The 23,714-nt window shown below is 46.0% G+C and carries 26 protein-coding genes; 7 read left to right on the top strand and 19 right to left on the bottom strand.

From position 1 onward, the window contains the following. Positions 1–16: 16 nt before the first annotated feature. On the bottom strand, positions 17–394 hold the full coding sequence (locus tag F8C82_RS10725; RefSeq protein WP_151693584.1) for a phage holin family protein: 378 nt from the start codon (positions 392–394) through the stop codon (positions 17–19). 50 nt (positions 395–444) lie between these two features. On the opposite strand from F8C82_RS10725, the gene F8C82_RS10720 reads away from it, so the two are divergent. The 4 genes from F8C82_RS10720 (at position 445) to F8C82_RS10705 (ending at position 5,463) form a co-directional block, all read left to right on the top strand. Continuing rightward, the gene (locus F8C82_RS10720; protein WP_151693583.1) at positions 445–2,319 is read left to right on the top strand and encodes a M1 family metallopeptidase; all 1,875 of its coding nucleotides are present in this window, start codon (positions 445–447) and stop codon (positions 2,317–2,319) included. A gap of 10 nt (positions 2,320–2,329) precedes the next feature. Then, a complete protein-coding gene (locus F8C82_RS10715) occupies positions 2,330–3,292 on the top strand; it encodes a glycosyltransferase family protein (protein WP_151693582.1) in 963 nt (320 codons plus the stop codon). Between the two features lie 7 nt (positions 3,293–3,299). Further along, positions 3,300–4,019 carry a DNA alkylation repair protein gene (locus F8C82_RS10710; RefSeq protein ID WP_151693581.1) on the top strand — a complete coding sequence of 240 codons (720 nt, stop codon included), beginning with the start codon at positions 3,300–3,302 and terminating at the stop codon, positions 4,017–4,019. Positions 4,020–4,089: 70 nt separating this feature from the next. Then, positions 4,090–5,463, top strand: coding sequence for an aldehyde dehydrogenase family protein (locus F8C82_RS10705; RefSeq protein WP_151693580.1), 1,374 nt, complete (start codon positions 4,090–4,092; stop codon positions 5,461–5,463). Here F8C82_RS10705 and F8C82_RS10700 read toward each other — a convergent pair. The 5 genes from F8C82_RS10700 to F8C82_RS10680 all read right to left on the bottom strand — a co-directional run bounded on the left by F8C82_RS10700 (position 5,460) and on the right by F8C82_RS10680 (position 10,434). Further along, positions 5,460–6,035 (bottom strand): hypothetical protein, encoded by a 576-nt coding sequence (locus F8C82_RS10700; RefSeq protein ID WP_151693579.1) that lies wholly within the window; start codon positions 6,033–6,035, stop codon positions 5,460–5,462. The genes F8C82_RS10705 and F8C82_RS10700 overlap by 4 nt on opposite strands. A 6-nt stretch (positions 6,036–6,041) precedes the next feature. Beyond that, positions 6,042–6,737, bottom strand: a complete 696-nt coding sequence (locus tag F8C82_RS10695; RefSeq protein WP_151693578.1) for an alpha/beta fold hydrolase — start codon at positions 6,735–6,737, stop codon at positions 6,042–6,044. Then, positions 6,734–8,722 (bottom strand): DNA primase, encoded by a 1,989-nt coding sequence (dnaG, locus tag F8C82_RS10690; RefSeq protein ID WP_151693577.1) that lies wholly within the window; start codon positions 8,720–8,722, stop codon positions 6,734–6,736. The genes F8C82_RS10695 and dnaG overlap by 4 nt, the downstream gene beginning before the upstream one ends. Before the next feature lie 173 nt (positions 8,723–8,895). Then, positions 8,896–9,399, bottom strand: coding sequence for a hypothetical protein (locus tag F8C82_RS10685; protein WP_151693576.1), 504 nt, complete (start codon positions 9,397–9,399; stop codon positions 8,896–8,898). A 60-nt stretch (positions 9,400–9,459) separates the two neighbouring features. Beyond that, on the bottom strand, positions 9,460–10,434 hold the full coding sequence (locus F8C82_RS10680; protein ID WP_151693575.1) for a polyprenyl synthetase family protein: 975 nt from the start codon (positions 10,432–10,434) through the stop codon (positions 9,460–9,462). A 125-nt stretch (positions 10,435–10,559) separates the two neighbouring features. On the opposite strand from F8C82_RS10680, the gene F8C82_RS10675 reads away from it, so the two are divergent. Then, positions 10,560–11,216 (top strand): SanA/YdcF family protein, encoded by a 657-nt coding sequence (locus F8C82_RS10675; RefSeq protein WP_151693574.1) that lies wholly within the window; start codon positions 10,560–10,562, stop codon positions 11,214–11,216. Here F8C82_RS10675 and F8C82_RS10670 read toward each other — a convergent pair. Next, positions 11,213–11,977, bottom strand: a complete 765-nt coding sequence (locus tag F8C82_RS10670; protein ID WP_223279537.1) for a TerB family tellurite resistance protein — start codon at positions 11,975–11,977, stop codon at positions 11,213–11,215. The genes F8C82_RS10675 and F8C82_RS10670 overlap by 4 nt on opposite strands. 20 nt (positions 11,978–11,997) lie before the next feature. On the opposite strand from F8C82_RS10670, the gene F8C82_RS10665 reads away from it, so the two are divergent. Continuing rightward, on the top strand, positions 11,998–12,762 hold the full coding sequence (locus F8C82_RS10665; protein ID WP_151693573.1) for a DUF1853 family protein: 765 nt from the start codon (positions 11,998–12,000) through the stop codon (positions 12,760–12,762). 2 nt (positions 12,763–12,764) lie between these two features. Here the strand turns inward: F8C82_RS10665 and F8C82_RS10660 are convergent, their stop codons facing one another. The 8 genes from F8C82_RS10660 to F8C82_RS14960 form a co-directional block, all read right to left on the bottom strand. Continuing rightward, the gene (locus tag F8C82_RS10660; RefSeq protein ID WP_151693572.1) at positions 12,765–12,986 is read right to left on the bottom strand and encodes a hypothetical protein; all 222 of its coding nucleotides are present in this window, start codon (positions 12,984–12,986) and stop codon (positions 12,765–12,767) included. Positions 12,987–13,164: 178 nt separating this feature from the next. Then, a complete protein-coding gene (locus F8C82_RS10655; protein ID WP_151693571.1) occupies positions 13,165–13,347 on the bottom strand; it encodes a hypothetical protein in 183 nt (60 codons plus the stop codon). A gap of 116 nt (positions 13,348–13,463) precedes the next feature. After that, positions 13,464–13,946, bottom strand: coding sequence for a hypothetical protein (locus F8C82_RS10650; RefSeq protein ID WP_151693570.1), 483 nt, complete (start codon positions 13,944–13,946; stop codon positions 13,464–13,466). Continuing rightward, positions 13,934–14,284: a hypothetical protein gene (locus tag F8C82_RS10645; RefSeq protein ID WP_151693569.1), complete on the bottom strand. Its 351-nt coding sequence runs from the start codon at positions 14,282–14,284 to the stop codon at positions 13,934–13,936. Before F8C82_RS10645 ends, F8C82_RS10650 begins: the two co-directional genes overlap by 13 nt. 90 nt (positions 14,285–14,374) lie before the next feature. Beyond that, positions 14,375–16,882 carry a ribonucleoside-diphosphate reductase subunit alpha gene (locus tag F8C82_RS10640; RefSeq protein WP_151693568.1) on the bottom strand — a complete coding sequence of 836 codons (2,508 nt, stop codon included), beginning with the start codon at positions 16,880–16,882 and terminating at the stop codon, positions 14,375–14,377. A 48-nt stretch (positions 16,883–16,930) separates the two neighbouring features. After that, positions 16,931–17,920 (bottom strand): ribonucleotide-diphosphate reductase subunit beta, encoded by a 990-nt coding sequence (locus tag F8C82_RS10635; RefSeq protein ID WP_151693567.1) that lies wholly within the window; start codon positions 17,918–17,920, stop codon positions 16,931–16,933. A 325-nt stretch (positions 17,921–18,245) separates the two neighbouring features. Then, positions 18,246–18,818, bottom strand: a complete 573-nt coding sequence (locus F8C82_RS10630) for a DUF3109 family protein (RefSeq protein ID WP_151693566.1) — start codon at positions 18,816–18,818, stop codon at positions 18,246–18,248. A 37-nt stretch (positions 18,819–18,855) separates the two neighbouring features. Beyond that, on the bottom strand, positions 18,856–18,981 hold the full coding sequence (locus F8C82_RS14960; RefSeq protein WP_262714055.1) for a hypothetical protein: 126 nt from the start codon (positions 18,979–18,981) through the stop codon (positions 18,856–18,858). Between the two features lie 132 nt (positions 18,982–19,113). Here F8C82_RS14960 and F8C82_RS10625 point away from each other — a divergent pair, with 132 nt between their 5' ends. After that, the gene (locus F8C82_RS10625) at positions 19,114–19,347 is read left to right on the top strand and encodes a hypothetical protein (RefSeq protein WP_151693565.1); all 234 of its coding nucleotides are present in this window, start codon (positions 19,114–19,116) and stop codon (positions 19,345–19,347) included. Here F8C82_RS10625 and recJ read toward each other — a convergent pair. The 4 genes from recJ to F8C82_RS10605 all read right to left on the bottom strand — a co-directional run bounded on the left by recJ (position 19,334) and on the right by F8C82_RS10605 (position 23,692). Then, positions 19,334–21,037 carry a single-stranded-DNA-specific exonuclease RecJ gene (gene recJ, locus F8C82_RS10620; RefSeq protein ID WP_151693564.1) on the bottom strand — a complete coding sequence of 568 codons (1,704 nt, stop codon included), beginning with the start codon at positions 21,035–21,037 and terminating at the stop codon, positions 19,334–19,336. The two genes, F8C82_RS10625 and recJ, sit on opposite strands and share 14 nt — an antisense overlap. Before the next feature lie 66 nt (positions 21,038–21,103). Next, entirely contained in the window at positions 21,104–22,204 is a 1,101-nt protein-coding gene (locus tag F8C82_RS10615) for a chorismate mutase (RefSeq protein ID WP_151693563.1), read from the bottom strand. Positions 22,205–22,244: 40 nt separating this feature from the next. Then, positions 22,245–22,907, bottom strand: a complete 663-nt coding sequence (gene rsmI, locus F8C82_RS10610) for a 16S rRNA (cytidine(1402)-2'-O)-methyltransferase (RefSeq protein WP_151693562.1) — start codon at positions 22,905–22,907, stop codon at positions 22,245–22,247. Positions 22,908–22,969: 62 nt separating this feature from the next. After that, a complete protein-coding gene (locus F8C82_RS10605) occupies positions 22,970–23,692 on the bottom strand; it encodes a hypothetical protein (RefSeq protein WP_151693561.1) in 723 nt (240 codons plus the stop codon). Positions 23,693–23,714 lie beyond the last annotated feature (22 nt).

Below are 23,714 nucleotides of genomic sequence, written 5' to 3'. Positions count from 1 at the left end.
CATGAAAGTACTAAAATTATTCTGCTGAACGATCGCCCAATCGGTACAGGACGCTGTTAATGAGTGAGATTAGAAGGCTGAATAGAACGGCCCACCAAAATCCATGGACGGTGAATCCACTGATCCAATCGGCTGCAATGTAGATGACAATGGCATTGATGACCAGAAGGAACAGTCCAAAGGAGAACACAGTAAGCGGTAGTGTCAATAGAATCAACAACGGCTTAATGGTTACATTGAGGATGGAAAGGGTAATGGCTACCCAAATGGCGGTAGTTACAGAATCTACAATAACACCGTCTAGGAGGTAAGATGCAGCAAAAATGCTAAGTACATTTACCACCAATGAAATTAAAATACTGCGGGGTCGACCTGACTCATATCGAATTTCCATAGCTCGAATCTACGACAATTTTTACCTTGAGCCCTCTAAAGTGAAAACCCATGAAAAAGTTAGCGATCCTTGCTGCGGTTGCCTTGGTTGGATGTCAGTCCAATGAATCTCAACCTTCAGAATCTGAAGAAACTACCATGAAATACGCAAACGATATTCACAGTTTTAGCAAGCCAAATGAGGCTGCTGTGAAGCATTTGGATATTTTTTTAGATGTCAATTTCGACACGAAGATTATTACGGGTGTGGCTGACTGGACCATTGAAAGTGCAGAAGGGGCTACGGAAATCATCTTCGATACGTACCACTTGGGGATTGAATCGGTTTCAACCGACGATGGCGGTCAAGTTGATTTTTCCATGTCGGATGAAGATGAAATCTTGGGTTCTGCACTACACATTCCGATCACGAACGAAACAAAACACGTAGTCATCAACTACGAAACATCGAGCGATGCCAAAGCGCTTCAGTGGTTAGATCCTGAACAGACTTCGAGCAAAACCGCTCCATTCTTGCTCACTCAAAGTCAGGCGATCCTAGCCCGAACTTGGCTCCCTTGTCAGGATGGCCCAGGTATTCGCTTCACCTACAAGGCTGAGGTGAAAGTTCCAGAGAACTTGATGCCAGTGATGAGTGCAGGAGGTAATCCTACCGAATTGCATCCAGATGGTTCGTACAACTTTGAAATGCCTCAAGCCATTCCTAGCTACTTGATGGCCTTGGCTGTTGGCGATATTGAATTCAGAGCCATTGGTGAGAATACGGGCGTTTATGCTGAGCCAACAATAGTAGATACAGCGGCTTGGGAATTTGCCGATATCGATGCGATGATTTCTGCGGCAGAGGATCTGTATGGTCCTTATGCGTGGGGTCGTTACGACATCATTGTCCTTCCAGCTAGCTTCCCTTTTGGTGGTATGGAGAATCCTAGAATCACCTTTGCTACACCAACCATCTTGGCGGGCGATCGCAGTTTGGTGAGCCTCGTAGCCCACGAGTTAGCGCATAGCTGGAGTGGTAACTTGGTGACCAATGCAACTTGGAACGACTTCTGGCTGAACGAAGGTTTCACGGTGTATTTCGAGCAGCGAATCATGGAATCGGTTTATGGACGTGAATACTCAGAAATGCTAGCCAGCCTCGCTCATGAAGGTTTGAAAGATGAGGTGGCAGAGTTCATGCACGGACATGCAGAGGACACCAAATTGGCCATCGACTTGACCGATCGCAATCCAGACGATGGGGTGACGACCATCGCTTACGACAAAGGTTATCACTTCTTGAGATTGATCGAACAAACGGTGGGTAGAGATCGATTTGATGCCTTCTTGAAGAATTACTTCACTTCCCATGCCTTCCAAGTGATGACGACGGAAGAGTTTGTGAACTTATTAGAGTCTGATCTTCTCACTCCAGAAGAAGTAAAGGAGATTGGTGTTCAAGAGTGGATTTACGGCACAGGACTTCCTGAAAACTGTCCGGTTCCCAATGCGGTACGCTTTGAGAAGGTGGATGCAGCTGCATCGCTTTTCAAAACCGAAGGAACGTTGCCAACGTCAGAAGAAGCTGCCGCTTGGTCGTCTCATGAATGGATGAGATTTATCCAAGAACTCGGTGAGCTATCGGTCGATCAACTAACTGCGCTAGACAATGCATTCCACTTCTCTAAGAGTGGCAACTCTGAAATCTTGGCTGCGTGGTTCCAACCGACTATTCGTGCGGGATATGAGCCTGTTCGTCCGGTTGTAGAAGACTTCCTTATTCACGTTGGTAGAAGAAAATTCCTCACCCCTACGTATAAGGCCATGTTGGAGAGTGATAAGTCAGAATGGGCAAAAGAAGTGTATCAAAAAGCCCGTCCGAATTATCACGCTGTAGCCCGCGAAACCATGGATGACCTGCTTGACTATCAAATGGCAGAGTAACTAGAACACTATGAAAGTATCCGGCTTCACCTTTGTGAGAAATGCCGATAAGCTCTTTATCCCCGTTAAAGAGAGTATCCTATCCGTTTTGCCCTTGTGCGATGAGTTTGTCATCGCACTGGGCAACAACGATGAGGACGATAGGACAGAGGAGTTCATCCACAGCATTGGCTCTGACAAGATCAAGATTGTCCGCACGATTTGGGATAGCTCGAAGTATTTGAAGAATACGGAGTACGCCCGCCAAACGGACATCGCCAAAGAGCATTGTACCGGAGACTGGCTGTTCTACATCCAAAGTGATGAAGCGGTTCACGAAAAGGATCACGCGGAGATTCAATCTGCCTTAGAAAAGTATGTGGATGATGAAACGGTTGATGGGTTTGTTTTTAACTACAATCATTTTTGGGGAGATTTCAACCATGTGCATCGTTCCCATGGGTGGTACCGTCAGGAGATGCGTATCATTCGAAACCGTCCAGATATCCATAGCTACAAGGATGCGCAAAGCTTCCGTATTTACGATTCCTTCCGAGAGGGAGATTACAGAGAATATCTCCGTACAGAAGGGACGCACAAGTTGAACGCCGTAGCACTGAATGCAGACATCTATCACTACGGATACGCTCGTCCGCCTTACATTATGGCGGGGAAGCGGAAGCAAACGCACGTAACCTTTAGAGGCACGGATGAAAGTGTGAAGGAGGCAGAGGCCATGAAGCCCGATTACGATTACGGTCCACTGGATCGAATTCCGGTATTCAAAGGAACCCATCCTGCGGTGATGAAAGACTGGATTGCTCGCTTTGATTGGGCTGATCAGTTGCAATATTCAGGTAAGCCAGATCCCGAAAGGAAGCCTCACAAACACGAGAAATTGAAGTACAGAATGATATCTTGGGTGGAGAATAACCTTCGTGGAGGAAAGGCCATGTTTGCTTTCCGCAATTTTGAAATCATCAACCCCAAATAATTTGGCCATGGTTGTAGATGAGCTACTGGTTGCTCTTGAAGCACTCTCAATTCCCAAGCGGAAAGAGCACAATCCCAAGTTCTTTAAAGCGGGCAAAGGAGAGTACGCCGAGGGCGATAAATTCATCGGAAACAAGGTGCCCGATATGCGAACCGTTGCCAAGGATTTTGCTCCCAAGATGACCGATGCAGGCTTTGTACAAGGCCTGCATTCCGAATGGCATGAGCTGCGCCTCACCGTGCTGTTCATGATGATTATCCAGTACAAAAAAGCCAAGAAAGACCCCGTTCGCAGAGAGGAGATCATTCAGATCTACTTGAATAACTTAGAGGGAGTGAACAACTGGGATTTAGTGGATTCTTCGGCTCCTTATTTGTTGGGAGATTGGTTGATGGATAAAGACCGTCAATTGCTGCGAGATTTTGCCACTTCGGGGAATCTTTGGAAACAACGGATCGCTATGGTGACGACTTACTGGTTCATCAAGAAAGGGGAGTACAATGACACTCTAGAGTTGGCGGAAATCCTGCTTTTCCACAAGCACGATCTCATTCACAAAGCGGTAGGGTGGATGTTGCGCGAAATGGGGAATAAGAATGAAGATTTACTCAGGCAATTTTTGAAGCATCACGCCCATCACATGCCAAGAACAGCACTTCGGTATTCCATAGAGAAATTGGATGCCGAAGAAAGGCAACATTGGATGACGGCCAAGGATAGAGTTTGACTATCTTGGTGAAAGGAGATGAAAGGGTATACGTTTATCCCTTTCCAACACCGATCGAATTCTGCATTTTATGGATCTCAAGGACATCAGCGCCCAGCAAACCGCGTATTACAAAACTCGGGTCACCCGCCCCATTTCCTTCAGGAAAGAACAACTGCGATTGCTAAAACAGGCTATCCAGAAACATGAATCTGAGATTACGGATGCACTTCACCGCGATTTTAAGAAGCCAGCTTGGGAAGGATGGGTTTCGGAAATTGGAGTGGTGTATGCAGAAATTGACCACACCCTTTCCCATTTAAAGAAATGGGCCAAACCAGAACGCGTTAGAACGCCCTTAGCGCTATTGCCCTCTTCAAGTAGGGTGTATAAAGAGCCCGTTGGGAGGAGTTTCATCATTGCTCCCTGGAACTACCCTTTTCAATTGGTTATGGCTCCCTTGATAGCATCCCTTGCTGCTGGGAATACGGCTCTCATCAAACCTTCAGAACTGACGCCAGCAACATCGGCTATTATAAAGAAAGTTTTAGCCAGTGTTTTCTCTCAGGAATATGTAGCTGTGGTACAGGGAAGTGGAGAAGAGGTTGTTCCCCGAGTGATGGAAGAGTATGTGCCTCAACATGTGTTCTTCACAGGATCACCAACGGTGGGGAAGATTATCGCGAAGCAAGCAGCCGAACGCCTCATTCCTTGCGTACTTGAATTGGGAGGGAAGAGTCCGGTGATTATTGACGGTTCCGTAAATATGCGGGTGACTGTTCGCCGAGTTCTGTTCGCTAAATTTGTGAATGCTGGACAGACGTGTATTGCACCGGATTACGCCATTGTTCACAAGAGTGCCGTTGACTCCTTTTTAAAAATATTTAAAGAGGAGCTCCAGCGCAGTTATGGCGACAATCCTTTGGAGTCTGATGACTTCGCCGCTATCATTCATGAGCGTGCCTTTGATCGCCAGTTAAAGCTGATGGAGGGAGCGAATATCGAATGGGGAGGTAAAAGTGATAGAACGTCTTTGAGAATAGAACCAACACTGGTGACCAAGACGAGTATGTCCTCTGCTCTGATGCAGGAGGAAATCTTCGGCCCAATTCTGCCCATACTCACGTATGATAAAGAGGAGGAAGTCTACGATATCGTTCAGGAGAATCCAGACCCGTTGGCTTTATATGTGTTTACTTCCAATCGACGATTTGCAAAGCGAATTATCCGAGATATTCCCTTTGGTGGGGGCTGCGTAAACAACGCTCTACTACACATTGCGAACACTCACTTGCCGTTTGGAGGCATTCGAAACAGCGGGTTAGGGAGTTATCACTCCAGCAAGGGTTTTGAAGCCTTCTCACATTCCAAGTCCATGTTGCTCAGTTCAACTTGGTTTGATCCAAAGTTCAAGTATGCACCGTATTCCAACTGGAGTTTGAAGATTATCAAGAAACTTCTCTAATCCAGAGTCTCCATTTCTAGATCATTGCTTTTCATCAGGCGAACTATCCAAAGTGTTGCAATAAACGATATAGTGGATAATAGTATGAATGCTATTGGCCCTAGAATAATCCAAGTGTAGTCAGGGCCAATAAAATCCCGATGAAAGGAGGAGAAGGAAATGATGAAACGGTCGATGTTCAAAAGGAAGAGCACCGCGAAGGAGTACATGAATCGGTAGAACACAGATTGCTTTAGGGCTTTCACGCGAAATAGCTGTCTGCCTAGAACCACGGTTGTGAAGACGATTCCCCAGTAATAAAGAAAGTCACTAGAGAAGTAACCAGCGTGCCCGTGATAGGCCAATTCTCTCACCAAATTGAGGTAGATGACGGATATGAGAACAAGCGAGGCGTAGGCAATTCCAGAAGTAATAATCACTTTGGAGAAGCCTTTGTCTAATTTTTGAATTCTCGGTTTTGACCTCCCAAGTAGCGCAATCACATTCCAGAAGAAGGCACCCGAAAGAACCGTACGAATGAAGCGGTCTGTGATGTAGAAAGCCATTTCCAGTATATCCGTGAATGCATACATAATGGGCTATCCTAACTTCTTAAGAATATAGGCCGCTAATTCTTCCGTAGGCAAAAGCTGAATGGGATGCGGCCAACCTTCAATCTCTTCATACGTTGCATCCGTTAAGGAAGTCGCCATGGTCTGAGTTTCTTCTGCACTCACCATGACATCTCTACTACCTCGGGCTAGTACAACAGGATGCTGAATGAAGTTTGCAGTATAGTCGTCCAGTAGTGGATTGTCACCAAGCTTGTGCATGAGCTTGGCCGTAGCTCTCAGCACGTTCTCCCAGTTTCCACCGTGTAACGACTCCAGATAAGTAGCGAACTTTGGAACCTTTTCACGTATTTTCTCAGGAATAATCTGACTTACCTCTGCTTTAGCCGATTCTGCTGCCCAGTGAAATTTAGTTCCCAAGGTGAGAATGTGCCGAATGCGTTCAGGGTGATTTCGAACGGCAAGTAGGGCAATGTATCCTCCCATGCTGTATCCAAAGATGTCGGCTCCCAGTAAGTTATTTTTTCGCAGGAATTTTCCAAAGTTGATCGCGAGTTCTCCCATTTCAAATCCGTTTTCGGGAATGTTGGAAGAATCCTTTCCGTGACCCGGACAATTATATATCCAGATTTCTCGATCGGTGAGAGCTGCCAATTCGGATTTGAGAGCTTCTAACTGGGCTCCACATCCCAAAGCGCCATGTATCAATACCAAGGGGTTCATAGTACCCTGTTTAGTTGGTGATTGATTTTATTGCGCATCGCTGTGTATTTCGAAATTTGAACCAGCAACTCCGTTTTATCTTCTACCGTATGATCGCGAAGTTTCTCCTTGGCATCAGCGATGAGTTTTTCAACTTTGCACGCCTTGAAGCGAAGGACACTCTCCATGGTGTATCGAGAGAGGTGAACGATTTTATCGGTTACAAATACTTCCTTCCGTTTCCAATCGCTTAAGGCATGGCGTTCCGTCATTAAGTCGGTAGCCATCGAAGCAATGGCTTGATCTTCAGATCTGGCAAACTCTTGTCCCGAAGGAATAGTTTCGTCTTCGTCGTATTGCTTTGCGATGATGTTGTAGACCTTTTGAAAAATGGCGTTTTCAAAGGCGAACCCGTCGTGAAAGAGTTCTTCCATTACAAACACACCTGCGGGTTCTTCGATCTTTTCCTTGTTTTCCGGATTGTCGGGTTCCGCATCGTAGCGAATCTCGTCGGCAGCGTGGTTGAGTAAGATCCAAATGATGGCTTCTTCTTGCTTGTAATGAAGGCTGTCTTGTGCATCTGAGAGAAAAGCCTCGGGATACATTTGAGCCAGCACTTCAGGTGGAGGAGTATTGTCTCGTACCACTTCCATTCTGCGTTCGTCAGAACGGGTGCGCTTGGATTTATCGTCTATGTGTTTCTTGCGGAGTTGAGCGAGCTCAGAATAGAGCACTTTCTCCTCCATATCCATGATGCTCGCACATTCGCGTAAGTACACATCTCTGGAGATATCGTCAGGAATTAGAGCGATGCTCTGAACGATATCTCGAATCACATTGGCCTTCCCAATAGGGTCATTTTTGGCATCAGCCATGAGGAGTTTGGCCTTAAATCGAATGAAGTCGGTTTCTTCTTCATTGATAAAATCTTCCAACTCATGTGCGGGGTGCTTTCGGGCAAAACTATCGGGGTCTTCTCCATCGGGGAAGAGCAAAACGCGAACGTTCAAACCCTCCTCTAAAATGAGATCTATCCCTCGGAAAGATGCTTTAATACCTGCGGCATCGCCATCGTAAAGAATGGTGATATTATTGGTAAGTCGACGTACCAGTCGAATTTGCTCAACCGTAAGCGCAGTACCCGAACTGGAAACGACGTTCTTAATTCCGGCTTGTGACAGGGAGATTACGTCGGTATACCCTTCAACAAGAAGACATTTATCGGCCTTTACTACGTGAGTTTTAGCTTGATAAAGGCCGTACAAGATTTTACTCTTGTGGTAAATTTCGCTCTCTGGAGAGTTGAGGTATTTGGCCGTTTTGGCATCGCTGCGAAGAACGCGGCCTCCAAAGCCCAGAGTTCTACCCGAAAGGCTATGGATAGGGAACATGACACGTCCCCAAAAGCGATCGACCAACTCACCATTATCTCGCTTAATACTTACGCCACTCTTAACGAGGAATTCCTCTACATAGCCTTTGCTGAGGGCTTCTTTGCTAAAGACACCTCTGCCGTTGGGAGAATATCCCAAGTGGAAACTCTTGATGGTTTCTTCGGTAAATCCCCTCTCCTTAAAATAGCTCAGGCCAATGCTTCTTCCTTCATCACTATTCCAAAGCTGGTCCTCGAAATACTTCTGTGCATATTCACTGATGATGTGGAGACTCTCCCTTTCTGTAGCCGCTTCTTGCTGCTCTGTAGAAAGTTCGTCTTCTTCAATTTCAATGTTGTATTTGCGAGCTAGGTAACGGAGCGCTTCTGGGTAGGTGAAATGCTCGTGTTCCATCAAAAAAGTGACAACCGTTCCCCCTTTTCCGGAAGAGAAATCTTTGTAGATCTGCTTCGCTGGAGAAACGATAAAGCTCGGTGTTTTCTCATCCGTAAACGGGCTCAAGCCCTTCAGGCTGGCGCCGGCTCGTTTCAAGTTTACAAACTCACCGATTACTTCTTCGATGCGCGCAGCATCAAATACTTTTTCAACGGTTTCTTGAGAAATTCTACCCATGTGGCTAAGGTAAGAGATTGTTGGGTTATGGGAAGGGGGAGAGAGGTTTATGGGGTTTTATGGGTTTAGAGGTTTAAGGGGTTTAAGAAGTTTTATGGGTTAAAGGGGTTTAAGAGGTTAAAGGAGGTGAGTTTTAGTGGTTAGGCTAAGACTGGCGACTAGTGCTCAGCTCCTCATTTCATCTTTTGTTGGATGAGTTCAGCCACTCTCCAGAGGCTTACGCCGCGGTCGTCTATCTCCCATTCGGGATCATTGAGGGCTCGTTCAAAGAAGGGCTTTCCACCTTGAGAAAGGCTCATTCCAAAGAGAATGCCCGCTGATCTATCGTTGGAAATCCATGTCCCAATTTCGTAATACTCTTGAAGCTTTTCGGTGGTCGGATGAATGTGCGGAAGCATTCCGGGTAGCCATTCGTTAAATGAATTGTCGCGGTTTACGACATGAAGCGCAGATTTAATTCTCTCGCGATGTTCTGACAGATCCCATGAATGAAGCCCCTGAACCGCATGCATACAACAGTAGTAATCCGTGGATTCTAGTGCGTAGTAGAGCAAAAGGGGTAAGGCGGGAGCGTATAGTCCTTCACCAAGCGTTAGAAGGACCTCTGATTCCTCTGAATCCACTAAGCGGTTGTCTTTTACTTTCTCCTGATATAATCGGTAGTGTTTTGTCGACATATCACAATGAGTTTGAGAAGCTGGGACACGGCTCCAGGTTCCGGCTACTAGCCAACAACCCTACTTCTTCCTATCAATCACATACGCCACCAACTCGAGAAGAGCGGTTTTGTAATCGGATTCGGGGTAGGATTCGAGAACTTCTAGGGCCTTGTTTTGATATTCCACCATTCGGGAGTGGGCATATTCAATTCCGCCGCTTTTGTGGACGAAGTCGATGACCTCAGCGACCTTCTTTGGGTTATTGTGATGTTTCTTCACAATTCGAATCACACGCTTTTTATCGGCAGGAGTAGCAGTGTTCAAGGCGTAAATCAAAGGCAAGGTCATCTTTTGCTCCTTGATGTCGATACCCGTTGGTTTACCCGTTTTGTTCGTCGCTTCGTAGTCGAATAGGTCGTCTTTAATTTGGAAAGCGATGCCGAGCCATTCTCCGAATAGGCGCATTTTTGCTACGGTTTCCGCGTCGGCTCCAACACTGGCAGTACCTACTCCACAACATGACGCAATGAGCGATGCTGTTTTTTGACGGATGATTTCGAAGTAAATTGATTCATCGATGTCCAGGCGACGCGCCTTTTCGATTTGGAGCAATTCGCCTTCAGACATTTCGCGAACAGCAGTAGAAACGATCTGCAGTAATTGATGCTCTTCATGTTCAACGGCGAGGAGCAATACTTTTGATAGTAAGTAATCACCAACGAGAATGGCGATTTTATTTTTCCAAAGTGCGTTGATGCTGAAGAAGCCACGACGCATATTGGAGTCGTCTACCACATCGTCGTGTACCAAGGTGGCGGTGTGCATCAACTCTATCAAACTGGCACCTCGGTAGGTAGATTCATTTACTTTCCCGTGCATATTCGCTGTTAGGAATACGAGCATGGGACGCAATTGCTTGCCTTTTCTACGTACAATGTAATGGGTGATTCTATCGAGTAGAGCAACACGACTCTTCATCGCCTCTTTGAACTTAGGTTCAAAGGCGGCCATTTCACTGGCGATAGGTTTTTTGATGTGGTCGATGCTGGCCATGGATCGGGATCAAAGGTAGCAATCCGTGCGCTTTTGTGGATGGTTATTTCGTCTTTTTGAAAACTTTCGAATTTCACCCCCTTGAGAATGCAAGAGAGTCTGTTCTTTTTCGTTTTTTCACAAGTATGAAATGGCGTCCCTCCAAGAAGTGGTTAAAGCGAATAATCGCGACCTTGATTCTACTCATCGCATCCGTGTTTTGGGTGGATCATCACGTAGCGTCATATTCGTCTCCTTTCTGTTCATCCTCGCTCTCGGATATGCCACATGTACACGTTGGAGTTGTTTTGGGGACAAGTCCAAAGCTCTCAAATGGTCAGGATAATTTCTATTTCAAGTATAGAATTAAAGCGGCAACGGAGCTCTATTTTGCTGGGGTAGTTGACCGAATATTGGTGAGTGGAGATAATCGGACGGTTTATTACAATGAGCCTGTGGAAATGCAAAAGGCCCTTATTGAGGCAGGGATTCCCAAAGATCATATTCACTTGGATTTTGCTGGTCTACGAACCTTAGATTCTATGGTGAGATCTAAGGAGGTGTTCGGCCAAGACAGTATCGTAGTGATTAGTCAGGCTTTCCATAATGAAAGGGCCATTTATCTCGCTCGTGAAAACGGAATTAAAGCGTGGGGCTACAATGCCAAAGACGTTTCAGCCAAAATGGGCTTCAAAACGAGAACTCGCGAGTACTTTGCACGATGTAAAATGATGCTCGACCTCTATATTTTAGGAACGGATCCACGTCATTTGGGGGAACCTGTTGAAATCCCGGCCGACTAGCTGATGCCTTTTGCTTTACAAATCGCATCGTAGGCTTCTTGAACCTTGATGAATTTTTCCTGTGCGGCTTTTTGCACGTCTTCTCCCAAATGTTGAAGCTTGTCGGGGTGATATTTAACCGCCATTTTACGGTAGGCCTTTTTGATTTCGGCTTCTGATGCATCTTCTGATATCTCCAAAATCACGTATGCAGCTGCGAGGTTGTTGGCTGGCTGGAAAATGGCCTTAATCGATTCAAAGTCGGCATCGCTGATGTAGAGATTTCGCGCAATTCTGCGGATCACATCAACTTCGGAAAAATCTGTTGTTCCATCTGCACCAGCTACTCCAAATAGGAAGTAAATGAGTTGCAAACGGCTACTGTGAGCCATATTGCGACGAATCTGTTCGCAGATCGGTGTTACCTTAATGTCTTTATTGACGATGGTTTTAAAAATCTCAAAACTCTCATTGGCCTTTTGCTTTCCAAACATCTGCACGAAACGCTGGCGTACATAGTCCAACTCTCTTTGATCAACTACGCCATCTGCTTTAATGACAATTGCAGAAAGCACAAGTAAACTCACATGGAAATCGCCGGGTTGTACATGTTGATCTTTGGCTGATCTTCCTCCAGTACGGAAGGCATCAGCCGCTCTTCGTTTTGGACCACTTTGATCGGTTGTAAGCAATTCAGCTAGGGCAAATCCAATGAGACCACCGATTGGACCACCCATGAGCCAACCGCTCACTCCGCCAATTACACTCCAAATTTTCTTCACTATTCTCTTATCTTAGATTCATGTTGACGCTCCCCAGCCACAAGGAATTGAAAACCGCCATAGAATGGATTATTCACTCGCCTAATTTACTGGTGTTAGACGCAACATGGAATTTTCCAAACGATTTTTCTGATGGAATTGTTTCAGAGGTGCTCGATTCCGAGTTGGAGCAGATTTCAGAGTGGTTGGCCACGAGTAAAGTTCGCTTAGGTCGACTCTTTGAGCGATTAGTTCTTGCCGCATTTGAAGCCCATTCAGAATACGAAGTATTGGAGCGCAGCATTGATATTTTTGAAGGGAAGCGCCAGTTGACGGAATTGGACTTCATCATTCGAAAGCCAGACGGTGGAATACTTCACCTTGAGGTATCGGTAAAATTCTATCTCTATATCTCTGTAAATGGGATGTATCAAATTTCAGGATCAGACGGGAAGGATGTGATCGATGAGCGCTTGATGAAGTTTGATCGACAATTGCGAGAAGGAATGAAGTATACCCAAGAGCACTATCCAAACGATAGGGTGGAAAGTAGAATTTTGTCGAAAGGCCGACTCTTTGAAGAACGAGGAGGAAAGCATTGTGAAGATCCATTGATTCACCCAGATTCTGAGCGAGGAGAGTGGACATTTGATACACCTGATGGCGACGAGCACCCCTTTAAAGGAAGGTGGAATTGGATCAGTTGGCCACCGGAACCATCTTCAGAAACCATTGTGCGGTTAGAGGGTGAGCTTCATGCTTGGAAAGAGGGACCCAAGCACATCATCTTTAGAAGGAACGCCTAGCGCTATTCCTCTTCCGTTCGTTTCGATTTTTCCAATTCCTCACGATGAATGGTATTCTTGGAATCGTATCGATAGAACAAGAACAGAGGTACCCATAAAAAAGCAAAAGCCAGCATTCCCGCTGGGAATGCATGGCTAGTAAAGTTGTCTTCTCCTGTGGGTAGAATTCCTACTAACAAGAGGAGTGCGACAAGTCCTGAAACAATTTTTACAGCCGTTTTCACAGCGCAAAGATACGTTTCAATCTCGGGGGTTACGCACCTGCTGCAGATATTGCGAAGCCGACAATTAATGCGATGATTAAAAGGACCCCTGCAATTTGTAGATTAAAGGCTTTCATAATCAGTAAGTTGGGATTGTTCGACTATGAAAATACAATTAATTACAATTGTAACCAAATTCTTACAATTGGTCGGCCATCCAAATTGCGGCGGCTACGATGGCGCCAATCACTAGGATCACAAAGAAAATTTGGGTCCATTCAGCCTTCGTCAGCTTTCGACTTTGGGTTTTCTGAATTTTTTTAGCGCGTTGACGAATTGCCTGTCGTTGCCGGTAGCTTCGTCGGTCACGTGGATCACTCATGTTCGTTCAGGTTGTTGTTCTGTTTGAATATACACAATTGACCTGAAAGGGATTACCAAAGAGAGTGAGTTCTTACGCTTTTGTGGATAAATACTCCTTTTATAAACCGATTCACATTAGTCAAGTAGGTAATAGCTCTTTTCGTGGGTGAGGAATATCCTCAATTTATCCAATTCGATGACCAGGTATTTTTCATCAATGTACCAGATGTCCAATTGCTGTTTTGGGCCATTGGCTTCAGTGAATAGGGATAAGGTGTAGTCACTTCTGCGGTACTGACCTTTTACTGAGATGCCCACCTGGCGCGGATTGTTGGGGTCGATGAGATCAATTTGAAACTCACTTTCTCCAAAGGAATATCGATCTCCTACAGCTTCTTGTAGCGATTCTACCGTTTTGGGAGTCGTCATGTCCCAGTAGGCAAGCGCTTCCCACGAACCCGCTGCCAAGAGCGAATCGATATTTCCATGGGCCGTATGCTCTTCCGTAGTTAGTGCGTTGAGAACGACGGTCATCACGCTATCGGGATCTATCTGCGTTTGGGCCATGGCAGTTGTGCCTAGGATTAGGAAGGATAGAAGGTGGATTATTTTTGCCATAGGGCTTTGATCAGTCTTTGATTGTCAAACGCACTCATTGCACAGAGTGTTCCAAAGAGCAGGGCTAAGTAAAAGTTTTGATAGTGTAGGGTGTAGAAGAAAGTCCACAGATAGAGTACGAATTCTCCTATGAAGCGAATTCGATCCGGAATCAGCTTAATATGCATGGGGAAAAAGATGCGATTTGGAGATGGAAAGAGGAGCCACAACGCAGCAATGAGCCCTGCACCTACTCCAATGCCAAAGGAAGGCACATGCAGTCGGTAAAGCGCCCAAATGAGTTCGTAAATACTGAATAGCATAAGGGCCATCGCAGTGAGAATCTTTTCCACTTTCATATGTACTAAGGTAAAAAGAAATGCCCCGCACTATGGAGATGCAGGGCATGACTTACCGGAAACCGGCGCGCTATGAACGTTTAAGATGATTTATGAGCCACAAGCTTCACATTCATCTGGATTGTCAATGGAACAAGTAATCATTTCTTCGTCGGTGTACGACTTACCTTGAACAGGCATAACTACTTGGTTTTCCATCGTCATCGACTTCTGAGCTTCAGCGAGCTTCTGAGCATTTGCTGCTGCTTGAGAGGCTACTTGGGCTTCTGCTGCCGATGGTGCAGTTGTATTGATTTTACCTTCTGTTACAGGCTCAACTTCAGACTTTGCTTGTTTAGCAACGGTGAATTTGATAGCAGCTGATGCTGCTTTTGTTCTGAGGTAGTACATACCGGTTTTGAGACCTTTCTTCCATGCGTAGAAGTGCATAGAAGTAAGTTTACCCATGTTCGGTGCCTCGATAAACAAGTTGAGGCTCTGAGATTGGTCGATAAATGCACCGCGATCTGCAGACATATCGATGATATCTCTCATGGACAATTCCCAAACGGTTTTGTACAATTCTTTGATGTTTTCAGGAATGACATCGATGTGCTGAATAGAACCATTGGCACGCATGATTTCATTCTTGATGTCTTCGTTCCACAAACCGAGGTTTACGAGGTCTAGAAGGAGGTGTTTGTTCACAACGATGAACTCACCCGAAAGAACTCGACGTGTGTAAATGTTTGAGGTGTAAGGCTCAAAACACTCGTTGTTACCCAAGATTTGTGAGGTAGAAGCGGTTGGCATTGGAGCGAGTAGAAGTGAGTTTCTCACACCTGTTTTCACCACTTCTTTGCGAAGGTTTTCCCAATCCCAGCGTCCGCTCAATTCGCTTGCAGAGATTCCCCACATATCGAATTGGAATTCGCCTTTAGAGATCGGAGAACCGGCCCAAGTTTCATAAGCACCTTCTTCTTGAGCGAGATCCATTGACGACTTCAATGCAGCGAAGTAAATCGTTTCAAAGATGTCTTTGTTCAACTGCTTCGCTTCATCCGAAGTGAATGGATAACGCATCATGATGAATGCATCGGCCAAACCTTGAACACCGATCCCAATTGGACGGTGGCGCATGTTGCTATTGCGCGCTTCTGGAACTGGGTAGTAGTTGCGATCAATGATCACGTTCAAGTTACGCGTCACCTTATAGGTTACATCGTAAAGAAGTTGGTGGTTGAATTCACCATCTTCAATGAACATAGGCAATGCGATAGACGCGAGGTTACATACTGCAACTTCGTCTGGTGCAGTGTACTCAATGATCTCTGTACAAAGGTTAGAACTGCGGATGGTACCGAGGTTCTTTTGGTTACTCTTGGAGTTAGCCGCGTCTTTGTAGAGCATGTATGGAGTTCCCGTTTCAATTTGAGACTCCATGATTTTTTGCCAAAGCTCACGTGCTTTGATGGTCTTGCGACCTTTGCCTTCAGCTTCGTATTTGGTGTAAAGTGCATCAAATTCTTCGCCATAGGTATCACATAGATCCCCACACTCGTTTGGATCCATCAATGTCCACTGTCCATCTTCTTCAACGCGCTTCATGAAAAGATCGTTCAACCACATTGCGTAGAAGAGGTCGCGTGCACGCATTTCTTCCTTACCGTGGTTCTTCTTCAAATCGAGGAATTCGAAGATGTCAGCGTGCCATGGCTCAAGATATACGGCGAATGAACCCTTGCGTTTACCACCACCTTGGTCAACGTAACGAGCTGTATCGTTGAATACGCGAAGCATTGGAACGAGACCGTTTGAGGTGCCGTTTGTTCCGCGGATGTAAGAACCTGTTGCACGAATGTTGTGAGCGCTAAGACCAATCCCACCTGCACTTTGTGAAATCTTAGCACATTGCTTCAACGTGTCGTAAATACCATCAATGCTATCGTCCTTCATTTGAAGAAGGAAACAAGATGACATTTGAGGTTTTGGAGTACCTGAATTGAAAAGGGTTGGAGTTGCATGTGTGAAGTATTTCTTCGACATCAACTCGTACGTTTCAACAGCAGCTTCCAAGTCTTCTTTGTGAATACCGATAGAAACGCGCATCAACATGTGTTGTGGACGTTCGGCAATCTGACCGTTTACGCGAAGAAGGTATGAACGTTCAAGTGTTTTAAACCCGAAGTAGTCATAACTGAAATCGCGGTCGTAGATCAATGCTGAATCTAGGAACTCTGCGTTCTTCTGGATGATCTCATGCACATCATCAGCAATTAACGGAGAGTGAAGACCGGTTTTTGGGTTCACGTACTCGTGCAAATCGTTCATGGTTTCAGAGAACGATTTGGTCGTGTTTTTATGAAGGTTAGAAACCGCGATACGCGCAGCTAGTTTCGCATAATCAGGGTGCTTGATGGTCATTGAAGCTGCAATCTCAGCAGCTAGGCTATCTAACTCCGAAGTGGTCACTCCGTCGTACAAGCCCTCAATAACACGCATTGCAACAGCGGTAGGGTCCGTAAGCGGACTCAATCCGTAGCAAAGCTTCTGGATTCTCGCTGTGATTTTGTCAAATTTAACGGCTTCTTTCCGTCCGTCTCTTTTTAATACGTGCATGATAAACAGGGATTTAGGTGGCGTTCTATACTCAGTGGTGGGTGTTCTTTAAAAATCGTCGTCGAAGCTGAACGAGTTCTCCTCTTTTTCTTCGTCGGCTTTTCCAGTTCCAACTCCAGCTTTGCGGTAGTCTGATACTCTCTTTTCAAAGAAGTTGGTCTTTCCTTCTAAAGAGATCATTTCCATAAAGTCGAATGGATTGCTAACGTTGTAGATCTTATCACACTCTAGTTCAACAAGCAGACGGTCTGCTACAAACTCGAGGTATTGAATCATGAGCTTACTGTTCATACCAATCAAATCCACTGGAAGAGATTCGGTGATAAACTTGCGCTCTATATCGAGGGCTTCCGTGATGATTTGAACAATGCGCTCTTTTGGCACCTTGTTCACCAAGTGATTGTTGTGAAGGTGGCAAGCGAAATCACAGTGCATACCTTCATCTCGAGATATCAACTCGTTTGAGAAAGTAAGTCCAGGCATCAAACCGCGTTTCTTCAACCAGAAGATGGAACAGAATGAACCAGAGAAGAAGATCCCTTCCACTGCTGCGAATGCGATGAGACGCTCGGCAAAAGATGGAGATTCAATCCAACGCAATGCCCATTCTGCTTTCTCTTTGATTGCATCAAAGGTGTCAATCGCGTGGAAGAGGTGATCTCTATCCGCAGGATCTTTGATGTAGGTGTCAATCAACAATGAGTACGTCTCACTGTGGATGTTTTCCATCATGATTTGGAATCCATAGAAAAACTTGGCCTCGGTGTATTGAACCTCATTTACGAAGTTCTCCGCTAGGTTTTCGTTCACGATACCATCACTTGCAGCAAAGAATGCCAACACGTGCTTGATGAAGTAGCGCTCGTCGTCGTTGAGTTTGTTCTCCCAATCTGAAAGATCTGAATGAAGGTCGATTTCTTCGGCTGTCCAAAAACTCGCTTCTGATTTCTTATACCATTCCCAAATGTCGTGGTGCTCAATCGGGAATAGTACGAACCGATCTTTGTTCTCTCTGAGAATAGGTTCTACGTTACTCATGTCGTCAAATATATAAGGGCGCTACGCTCTGCAACGCCGATTAGTAGTGTTTATGATGCTGATTATAAAGACGTTAGGTCTTTTGAAACATGCGACTCGTTTGTAGGGTCTGCGTCATGTTCTATTACAAATCTGGAAAATGGATCTCCTCAATCCAAGGAGGGGTTATTCACAATTTGTAGGACTTTTCAACATGTGTTGAATTGCCCCTACGACGTAAAGCCCTGTGTATTCTGAGTTAGAAAAAATGCAAACGGATTTGACAAAAAACGACTCAAAGAAATCAACACTGATTGTTGAAAACCATGAGCGGAGAGACCTCCTTTTACCGATTGAGCCAGGCTTGTGCTACTTCATCCAGCTCTTTGTACCATTCTTCGCCGTATTTCCGCTCAAGTGCCTCGCGTGCAAATTGATAGGTTGGCACCTTGAGTTCTTGACCTAAGGTGCAGGCGTCGGAACAGATGTCCCATTTGTCATAGTTGACCGCATCAAAGGATGGATAGCTCTTGATGCGGATGGGGTAGAGGTGACAAGAGACGGGTTTTCGGAAATCAACCACACCATCTCGCCATGCTTTTTCAATGCCGCACAAAGTGGTGCCTTTCTCGTCGAATACCACATAGGCGCATTCGGCATTGTTGACCAGTGGGGTAACCAAATCTCCATCAGAATCTGCCGTCCACGTGCCCTGCTCGGCTATGGCAGCCCTGCCTTCTGGACGCAGGTACGGGTCTACAGCCTCTCGAATGGACTCGAGGATAGCTGTCTCACTTTCAGAAAGTGGTGCGCCTGAGTCGCCTTCAACACAACATGCACCCTTGCATGCGTTGAGGTTGCAGACGAACTCCTTTTCTATGATGTCTTCTGATATAAGTGTTTTCCCGATCTGAATCATGCTGCAAAGGTAGAATATGCGTCGGGCTTTGACGAGTCTAGCGCTTACTACTTCGCTTCAATTTCTTCAAATTGTCAATGGCCACTTTCATGGTTATGATTCCAGTGATCAGTGCCAACACGCCTATGGGATCTAAGTCGGTCATAATCTTGTGCTTACCCATAGTACGTGATGCGCTCTTCTCTCAAGGCCAACTTCTGTGGGATTTATTGAGTGAACCTCTCGCGTTTGGGATAAGGATTTTTATTAAACCATCAGATAATGAACGATATACGTTTTCTGTTGTTATATGTGTATGGAACTTTCAAAACGACTTCAACGGTGGGTATATGCCCTTTCAACATGTGTCGCTGTATATATGGTGAGCTTCTTTGTTCCGCTACCTGAGGCGGAAAGAGTATCACTCTTCCTAGGACTCGCTATTCCCATTGCAGTGATCCGTATGGTCTATGTTATTCTCAGAAATGAGCGGCCATCAGAATGGACGTTTGATTCGCATTTCTACGAAGATGGTCCTAGCCGACTGTAGGTGAGTCTAATGGCTTAATATCAATGACCCGAACTTGTTCAAACTTGACGTTTCGGAATTCATTGTATTCCAAATGGTAGGCGATCTTAACGCGCTCGTTCACAAGGTCTTCTAACCAATTCGCACATCCAAATGCAATGCAATCAACCCCTTTCCATTTGAATTTGAGATGTGATTTATCTGCCCCAATTACCTTGACTTCCTCGATCCCTTTAGGAATTCCAATGAAGGTTGGTAGATCGTTCTGTGGTCCGTGTGGGTGGAAGAACATCAGGCGCCTCATCCATTGATCATTTAGGTCCTCAACGTCGAAGGACGCATCAATCAACAGGTCTTCTACTTTCTGCTCCTCGGAGATGTTTTCGCGAACATAGTTCTCAAAAGCCGATTTGAAATCGTGGTACTTTTCGGGTGCCATGGTCATTCCAGCCGCATATTTATGTCCGCCAAATTGAATGAGGTGTTCGGAGCAGGCGTCCAGTGCGTCGTACACGTTAAAGCCCTTCACGCTTCTAGCGCTTCCCGCCAAAATGCCCTTGTTTTCTGTAAACACAACGGTGGGACGGTAATACGTTTCAATGAGTCGAGAGGCGGCAATTCCAATCACACCTTTGTGCCAACTACTGTCGAATACGACGCTGCTGTAGGTGCAATCCGCATCCTTTTCTAGCATGGCCAAAGCACTGGCAGCGGTCTCTTTATCGAGGTCTTTTCTGGTTTGGTTGAATTCGTTAATCTCTTTGAGAATGGACTGTGCTTCGTGCGTGTTTTGGGAGTTGAGTAGCTGGACCGCAGCATTTGCGTGATCTATTCGGCCTGCAGCATTGATGCGCGGAGCGATGGTGAAAACTACGTCGGTAATGTCAAATACCGACTTCTTTGCCTGTTGCATGATGAGGCGAAAACCAGGGCGTGGATTTCTATTCAGTCGTTCTAATCCCAACTGTGCCAAGATTCGGTTTTCACCGGTAATGGGAACGATGTCGGCTCCAATGCTTACCACCAATAAGTCGAGCAGTGGTTCCAGCTCGGATTCTGGTCGCCCGAATCGCTCATTAAGCGCTTGGCAGATTTTAAACCCGATTCCACAACCTGAGAGCTCGTCGTACGGGTAGGAGCAATCGCTTCGCTTTGGATCGAGAATGGCAAAGGCCTCGGGAAGCTTCGGTCCAGGTGTATGATGGTCGCCAATAATGAGATCGATGCCGTTTTCCGATGCAAACTTCGCCTGTTCTACCGCTTTGATGCCGCAATCCAATGCGATGAGAACGGTACAGCCATGGTCGGATGCAAACTGAATTCCATCCATGGAAAGTCCATAGCCTTCCTTGTATCTGTCTGGAGTATAGGTGATAATACGATCGGTGAAGTTGCTGAGATAAGAAGAAACGAGAGCCACCGCTGTTGTGCCGTCTACGTCGTAATCTCCATAAATCATGAGGGTTTCTCCTTCGTTAATGGCCCTCATGATGCGTGGAACGACGATGTCCATATCCTTCATCAAAAGAGGGTTGTGGAGGTAGCTCCAACTCGGTCGGAAGAATCTTCTTGCCGCTTCGAAGTCGCGAATCCCTCGTGTCCACAAAAGTGCGGTTAGGGTTTCGTCAAATCCCAATGCCTCTTGAAGTGCGGTAAATTCGGCATTTACTTCACAGGTGCGAGTGATCCAATTCTTCTTGTCGTTCAACATAGTGCAATGTTAGGAAATGCTTTCCTGAAGAATCGTTTGCAAACGTGTGTATATGAGTGCAGCCGTTTATGAACGGTTTTTATTTTGGAAGACTTCGTTCTGACGCTCCACGCTGTATTTGTGGATGGTTTGGAAAAGCTCTTGAATGAGTGCTGTGTTCAACTCGAGTTCTTTCCCTTGGAGTCCGCGCTTGGCCAAAATTTCAAACCATCGGTCCATTTGAAAAATGGAGATGTCGTTGTCCACTTTGATTTGGCCGATTTCACGAACTAAGTCCATGCGATCTTTGAGTAAGTTCACTATTTGCTGATCGAGCCCGTCGATTTTTGTGCGCAATTGATCGAGCTCAAGGTGAGCATTCTCATTCCTCGGTTCACTAGAGCGCAGAATAAGACGATTGATCATGGAAACGAGATCAGCAGGAGTGAGTTGTTGAGCGGCATCGCTTAAGGCCTTTTCAGGCGTGATGTGGCTTTCAATCATCAAGCCATCTAGATTGATATCCAGTGCGGTTTGACTCACTTGTTCTACTAGGTTTCGCTTCCCGGCTATATGACTTGGGTCGCAAATGATTGGGATGTCTGGAGCCTTAGCGCGCAAGGCAAAACTCATTTCCCATTTGGGTTCGTTTCTAAAAGGCGCGTCAGAGTCGGTGTAAAATCCGCGATGAACGGCAGCGAGTTTCTGAATACCCACCTTTTCCAATCGCTCTAATGCACCTACCCATAATCCGAGATCCGAATGGATGGGGTTCTTGACGAGGACGGGAATATCGGTTCCCTTAAGTGCTTCGGCTATTTCTTGAACGTAGAATGGGTTGACCGTGGTTCGAGCGCCAATCCATAAAATGTCTATTCCCGCTCTAAGGCAATGTTCAACGTGTTGGGCATTGGCCACTTCGGTGGCGACAGGGATTTGCAGTTCTTCCTTTACTCGAGTGAGCCATGGGAGGGCGTGAGGACCGATTCCTTCAAATGAATTTGGGCGAGTTCGAGGTTTCCAAATACCCGCACGTATCGCACTCACTGCGCCGCTTTCCACCAGTTGTTTAGAGGTCTCAAAGAGTTGTTCCTCGCTTTCGGCTGAACAAGGGCCGGCAATGACTAAAGGTTCTCTTCGAACGTCAAACCAATCGCGAATCGCTTTCAATTTCAATGCTGCAGTCATATCGGTATTTGAAGGTACAACACCTCCGTGGAGAATTGGTTTAGGCGCCGCCTAAGATGAGAACGAATTCTCCCTTGGGTGCTGTGTTTTGAAAGTGCTCGAGAACTTCTCCCACACTTCCGCGAATGGTCTCTTCGAATTTTTTACTGATCTCTCTGCTCACGCTACATGGGCGGTCGGCTCCGTAGTGTTCGGCAAAATCCCCAAGTGTCTTTACGAGTTTGTGCGGACTTTCGTAGAAGATCATGGTGCGTTTCTCCTCTACTAATGAAAGGAGCTTGGTTTGTCGGCCTTTCTTGGGAGGAAGAAATCCTTCAAAGGTGAATCGATCGCTTGGCAATCCGCTGTTCACTAAGGCTGGGACAAAGGCAGTTGCACCTGGTAGGCACTGAATTTCAACGCCTTGCTTCACTGCTTCCCGGATCAATAAAAATCCTGGGTCTGAAATACCTGGAGTTCCTGCATCGGTTACCAGGGCCATGGTTCTGCCGCTAGCGAGCTCATTTGCCAATCCTTCTACAATCTTGTGCTCATTGTGCATGTGGTATGAACGCATTGGCGTTTCAATTCCATAGTGCTTGAGCAAGAAGCCCGTTGTTCGCGTGTCTTCAGCCAAAATCAATTCAGCTTCTTTCAAGACGCGAATGCTTCTGAAAGTCATGTCTTCCAGATTGCCAACAGGGGTGGGAACTACAAAAAGCATGGGGCAAAGGTACAATGGTGAAATTCAAACCTCATTATGGAGTGCCCCGTGGTTTTCAATTTTTATCGATTAAAGCGATTGGCGACTAGGTCTAAGAGGCGTTGTTCGGTCTCTTCTACGCTGCTCCAATCGTAATCAGGCTTCACCACATTTTTGATGAAATCGATGGTTTCACCGTATTCATCCATGGTGTTAATCTGGCTTATTACTCGTTGGTAATCTTCTTGAGACCCCATGAATAGCTGCTTGACGAACGCTATGCGATCGTTTAGTCCGATGTTCAACTTGGTCAATCTCGAGTTGGATGAACTCTGCGCAGGTTGGGACGGAACGGTGCGTTCTTCCAATACTCTACGAAGTTCTTCTGTATGTGAAACCGGTTCTTTTACAGGAGTCGGTTGAGGGGTTGGTTCTGGTTCAGGAGTTGTTGTAGGCTTCACCTCTTGAGCGGGAGCGGTTTGCTCTTCCCTTGGGGTTGGCTTTGGCGGACCTTCCGGATGTGGCAACACTTTTACTTCGTCACCATACTTAGCGGCGGTACTCTGATCCGGTTGAGGAGTGGATGCTGGAGCAGGTGCTTCTGGTGTTGGAATATTCGCGGCTCGATCTCGAACGTTTTGGTGAATAGCCGACATTTTTTGTTGTCGGATTTGCAGAAATTGCTCCAAAAGAGCCTCTTCGTAGAGTCGTTCTATCTGTTGAATAAGGTCGTCATTCATTCCCCCATCCGCTTGTAATATTCGGTTACAGATCGCTTTAAGGGTTTCATTGTGCATGTTGGACATCTAAAGGGCTTTTTGCAAATGG

Origin of the sequence: Phaeocystidibacter marisrubri, assembly GCF_008933165.1 — a bacterium.
GTDB classification, from domain to species: domain Bacteria; phylum Bacteroidota; class Bacteroidia; order Flavobacteriales; family Schleiferiaceae; genus Phaeocystidibacter; species Phaeocystidibacter marisrubri.
The sequence above is the reverse complement of the archived record's forward strand: the minus strand, read 5'-3'. Positions and strand labels throughout refer to the sequence as shown.

Bases quoted from the DNA above. Each gene is read 5' to 3' on its own strand.
- F8C82_RS14960 (WP_262714055.1), bottom strand. From the start codon at position 18,981: ATGGGTAAGCACAAGATTATGACCGACTTAGATCCCATAGGCGTGTTG.
- F8C82_RS10625 (WP_151693565.1), top strand. From the start codon at position 19,114: ATGGAACTTTCAAAACGACTTCAACGGTGGGTATATGCCCTTTCAACA.
- F8C82_RS10615 (WP_151693563.1), bottom strand. From the start codon at position 22,204: ATGACTGCAGCATTGAAATTGAAAGCGATTCGCGATTGGTTTGACGTT.
- F8C82_RS10665 (WP_151693573.1), top strand. From the start codon at position 11,998: ATGTTGACGCTCCCCAGCCACAAGGAATTGAAAACCGCCATAGAATGG.
- F8C82_RS10635 (WP_151693567.1), bottom strand. From the start codon at position 17,920: ATGAGTAACGTAGAACCTATTCTCAGAGAGAACAAAGATCGGTTCGTA.
- dnaG (WP_151693577.1), bottom strand. From the start codon at position 8,722: ATGGGTAGAATTTCTCAAGAAACCGTTGAAAAAGTATTTGATGCTGCG.
- rsmI (WP_151693562.1), bottom strand. From the start codon at position 22,907: ATGCTTTTTGTAGTTCCCACCCCTGTTGGCAATCTGGAAGACATGACT.
- F8C82_RS10710 (WP_151693581.1), top strand. From the start codon at position 3,300: ATGGTTGTAGATGAGCTACTGGTTGCTCTTGAAGCACTCTCAATTCCC.
- F8C82_RS10630 (WP_151693566.1), bottom strand. From the start codon at position 18,818: ATGATTCAGATCGGGAAAACACTTATATCAGAAGACATCATAGAAAAG.
- F8C82_RS10700 (WP_151693579.1), bottom strand. From the start codon at position 6,035: ATGTATGCATTCACGGATATACTGGAAATGGCTTTCTACATCACAGAC.
- F8C82_RS10715 (WP_151693582.1), top strand. From the start codon at position 2,330: ATGAAAGTATCCGGCTTCACCTTTGTGAGAAATGCCGATAAGCTCTTT.
- F8C82_RS10675 (WP_151693574.1), top strand. From the start codon at position 10,560: ATGAAATGGCGTCCCTCCAAGAAGTGGTTAAAGCGAATAATCGCGACC.
- F8C82_RS10680 (WP_151693575.1), bottom strand. From the start codon at position 10,434: ATGGCCAGCATCGACCACATCAAAAAACCTATCGCCAGTGAAATGGCC.
- F8C82_RS10725 (WP_151693584.1), bottom strand. From the start codon at position 394: ATGGAAATTCGATATGAGTCAGGTCGACCCCGCAGTATTTTAATTTCA.
- F8C82_RS10655 (WP_151693571.1), bottom strand. From the start codon at position 13,347: ATGAGTGATCCACGTGACCGACGAAGCTACCGGCAACGACAGGCAATT.
- F8C82_RS10645 (WP_151693569.1), bottom strand. From the start codon at position 14,284: ATGAAAGTGGAAAAGATTCTCACTGCGATGGCCCTTATGCTATTCAGT.
- F8C82_RS10705 (WP_151693580.1), top strand. From the start codon at position 4,090: ATGGATCTCAAGGACATCAGCGCCCAGCAAACCGCGTATTACAAAACT.
- F8C82_RS10605 (WP_151693561.1), bottom strand. From the start codon at position 23,692: ATGTCCAACATGCACAATGAAACCCTTAAAGCGATCTGTAACCGAATA.
- F8C82_RS10650 (WP_151693570.1), bottom strand. From the start codon at position 13,946: ATGGCAAAAATAATCCACCTTCTATCCTTCCTAATCCTAGGCACAACT.
- F8C82_RS10685 (WP_151693576.1), bottom strand. From the start codon at position 9,399: ATGTCGACAAAACACTACCGATTATATCAGGAGAAAGTAAAAGACAAC.
- F8C82_RS10640 (WP_151693568.1), bottom strand. From the start codon at position 16,882: ATGCACGTATTAAAAAGAGACGGACGGAAAGAAGCCGTTAAATTTGAC.
- recJ (WP_151693564.1), bottom strand. From the start codon at position 21,037: ATGTTGAACGACAAGAAGAATTGGATCACTCGCACCTGTGAAGTAAAT.
- F8C82_RS10720 (WP_151693583.1), top strand. From the start codon at position 445: ATGAAAAAGTTAGCGATCCTTGCTGCGGTTGCCTTGGTTGGATGTCAG.
- F8C82_RS10695 (WP_151693578.1), bottom strand. From the start codon at position 6,737: ATGAACCCCTTGGTATTGATACATGGCGCTTTGGGATGTGGAGCCCAG.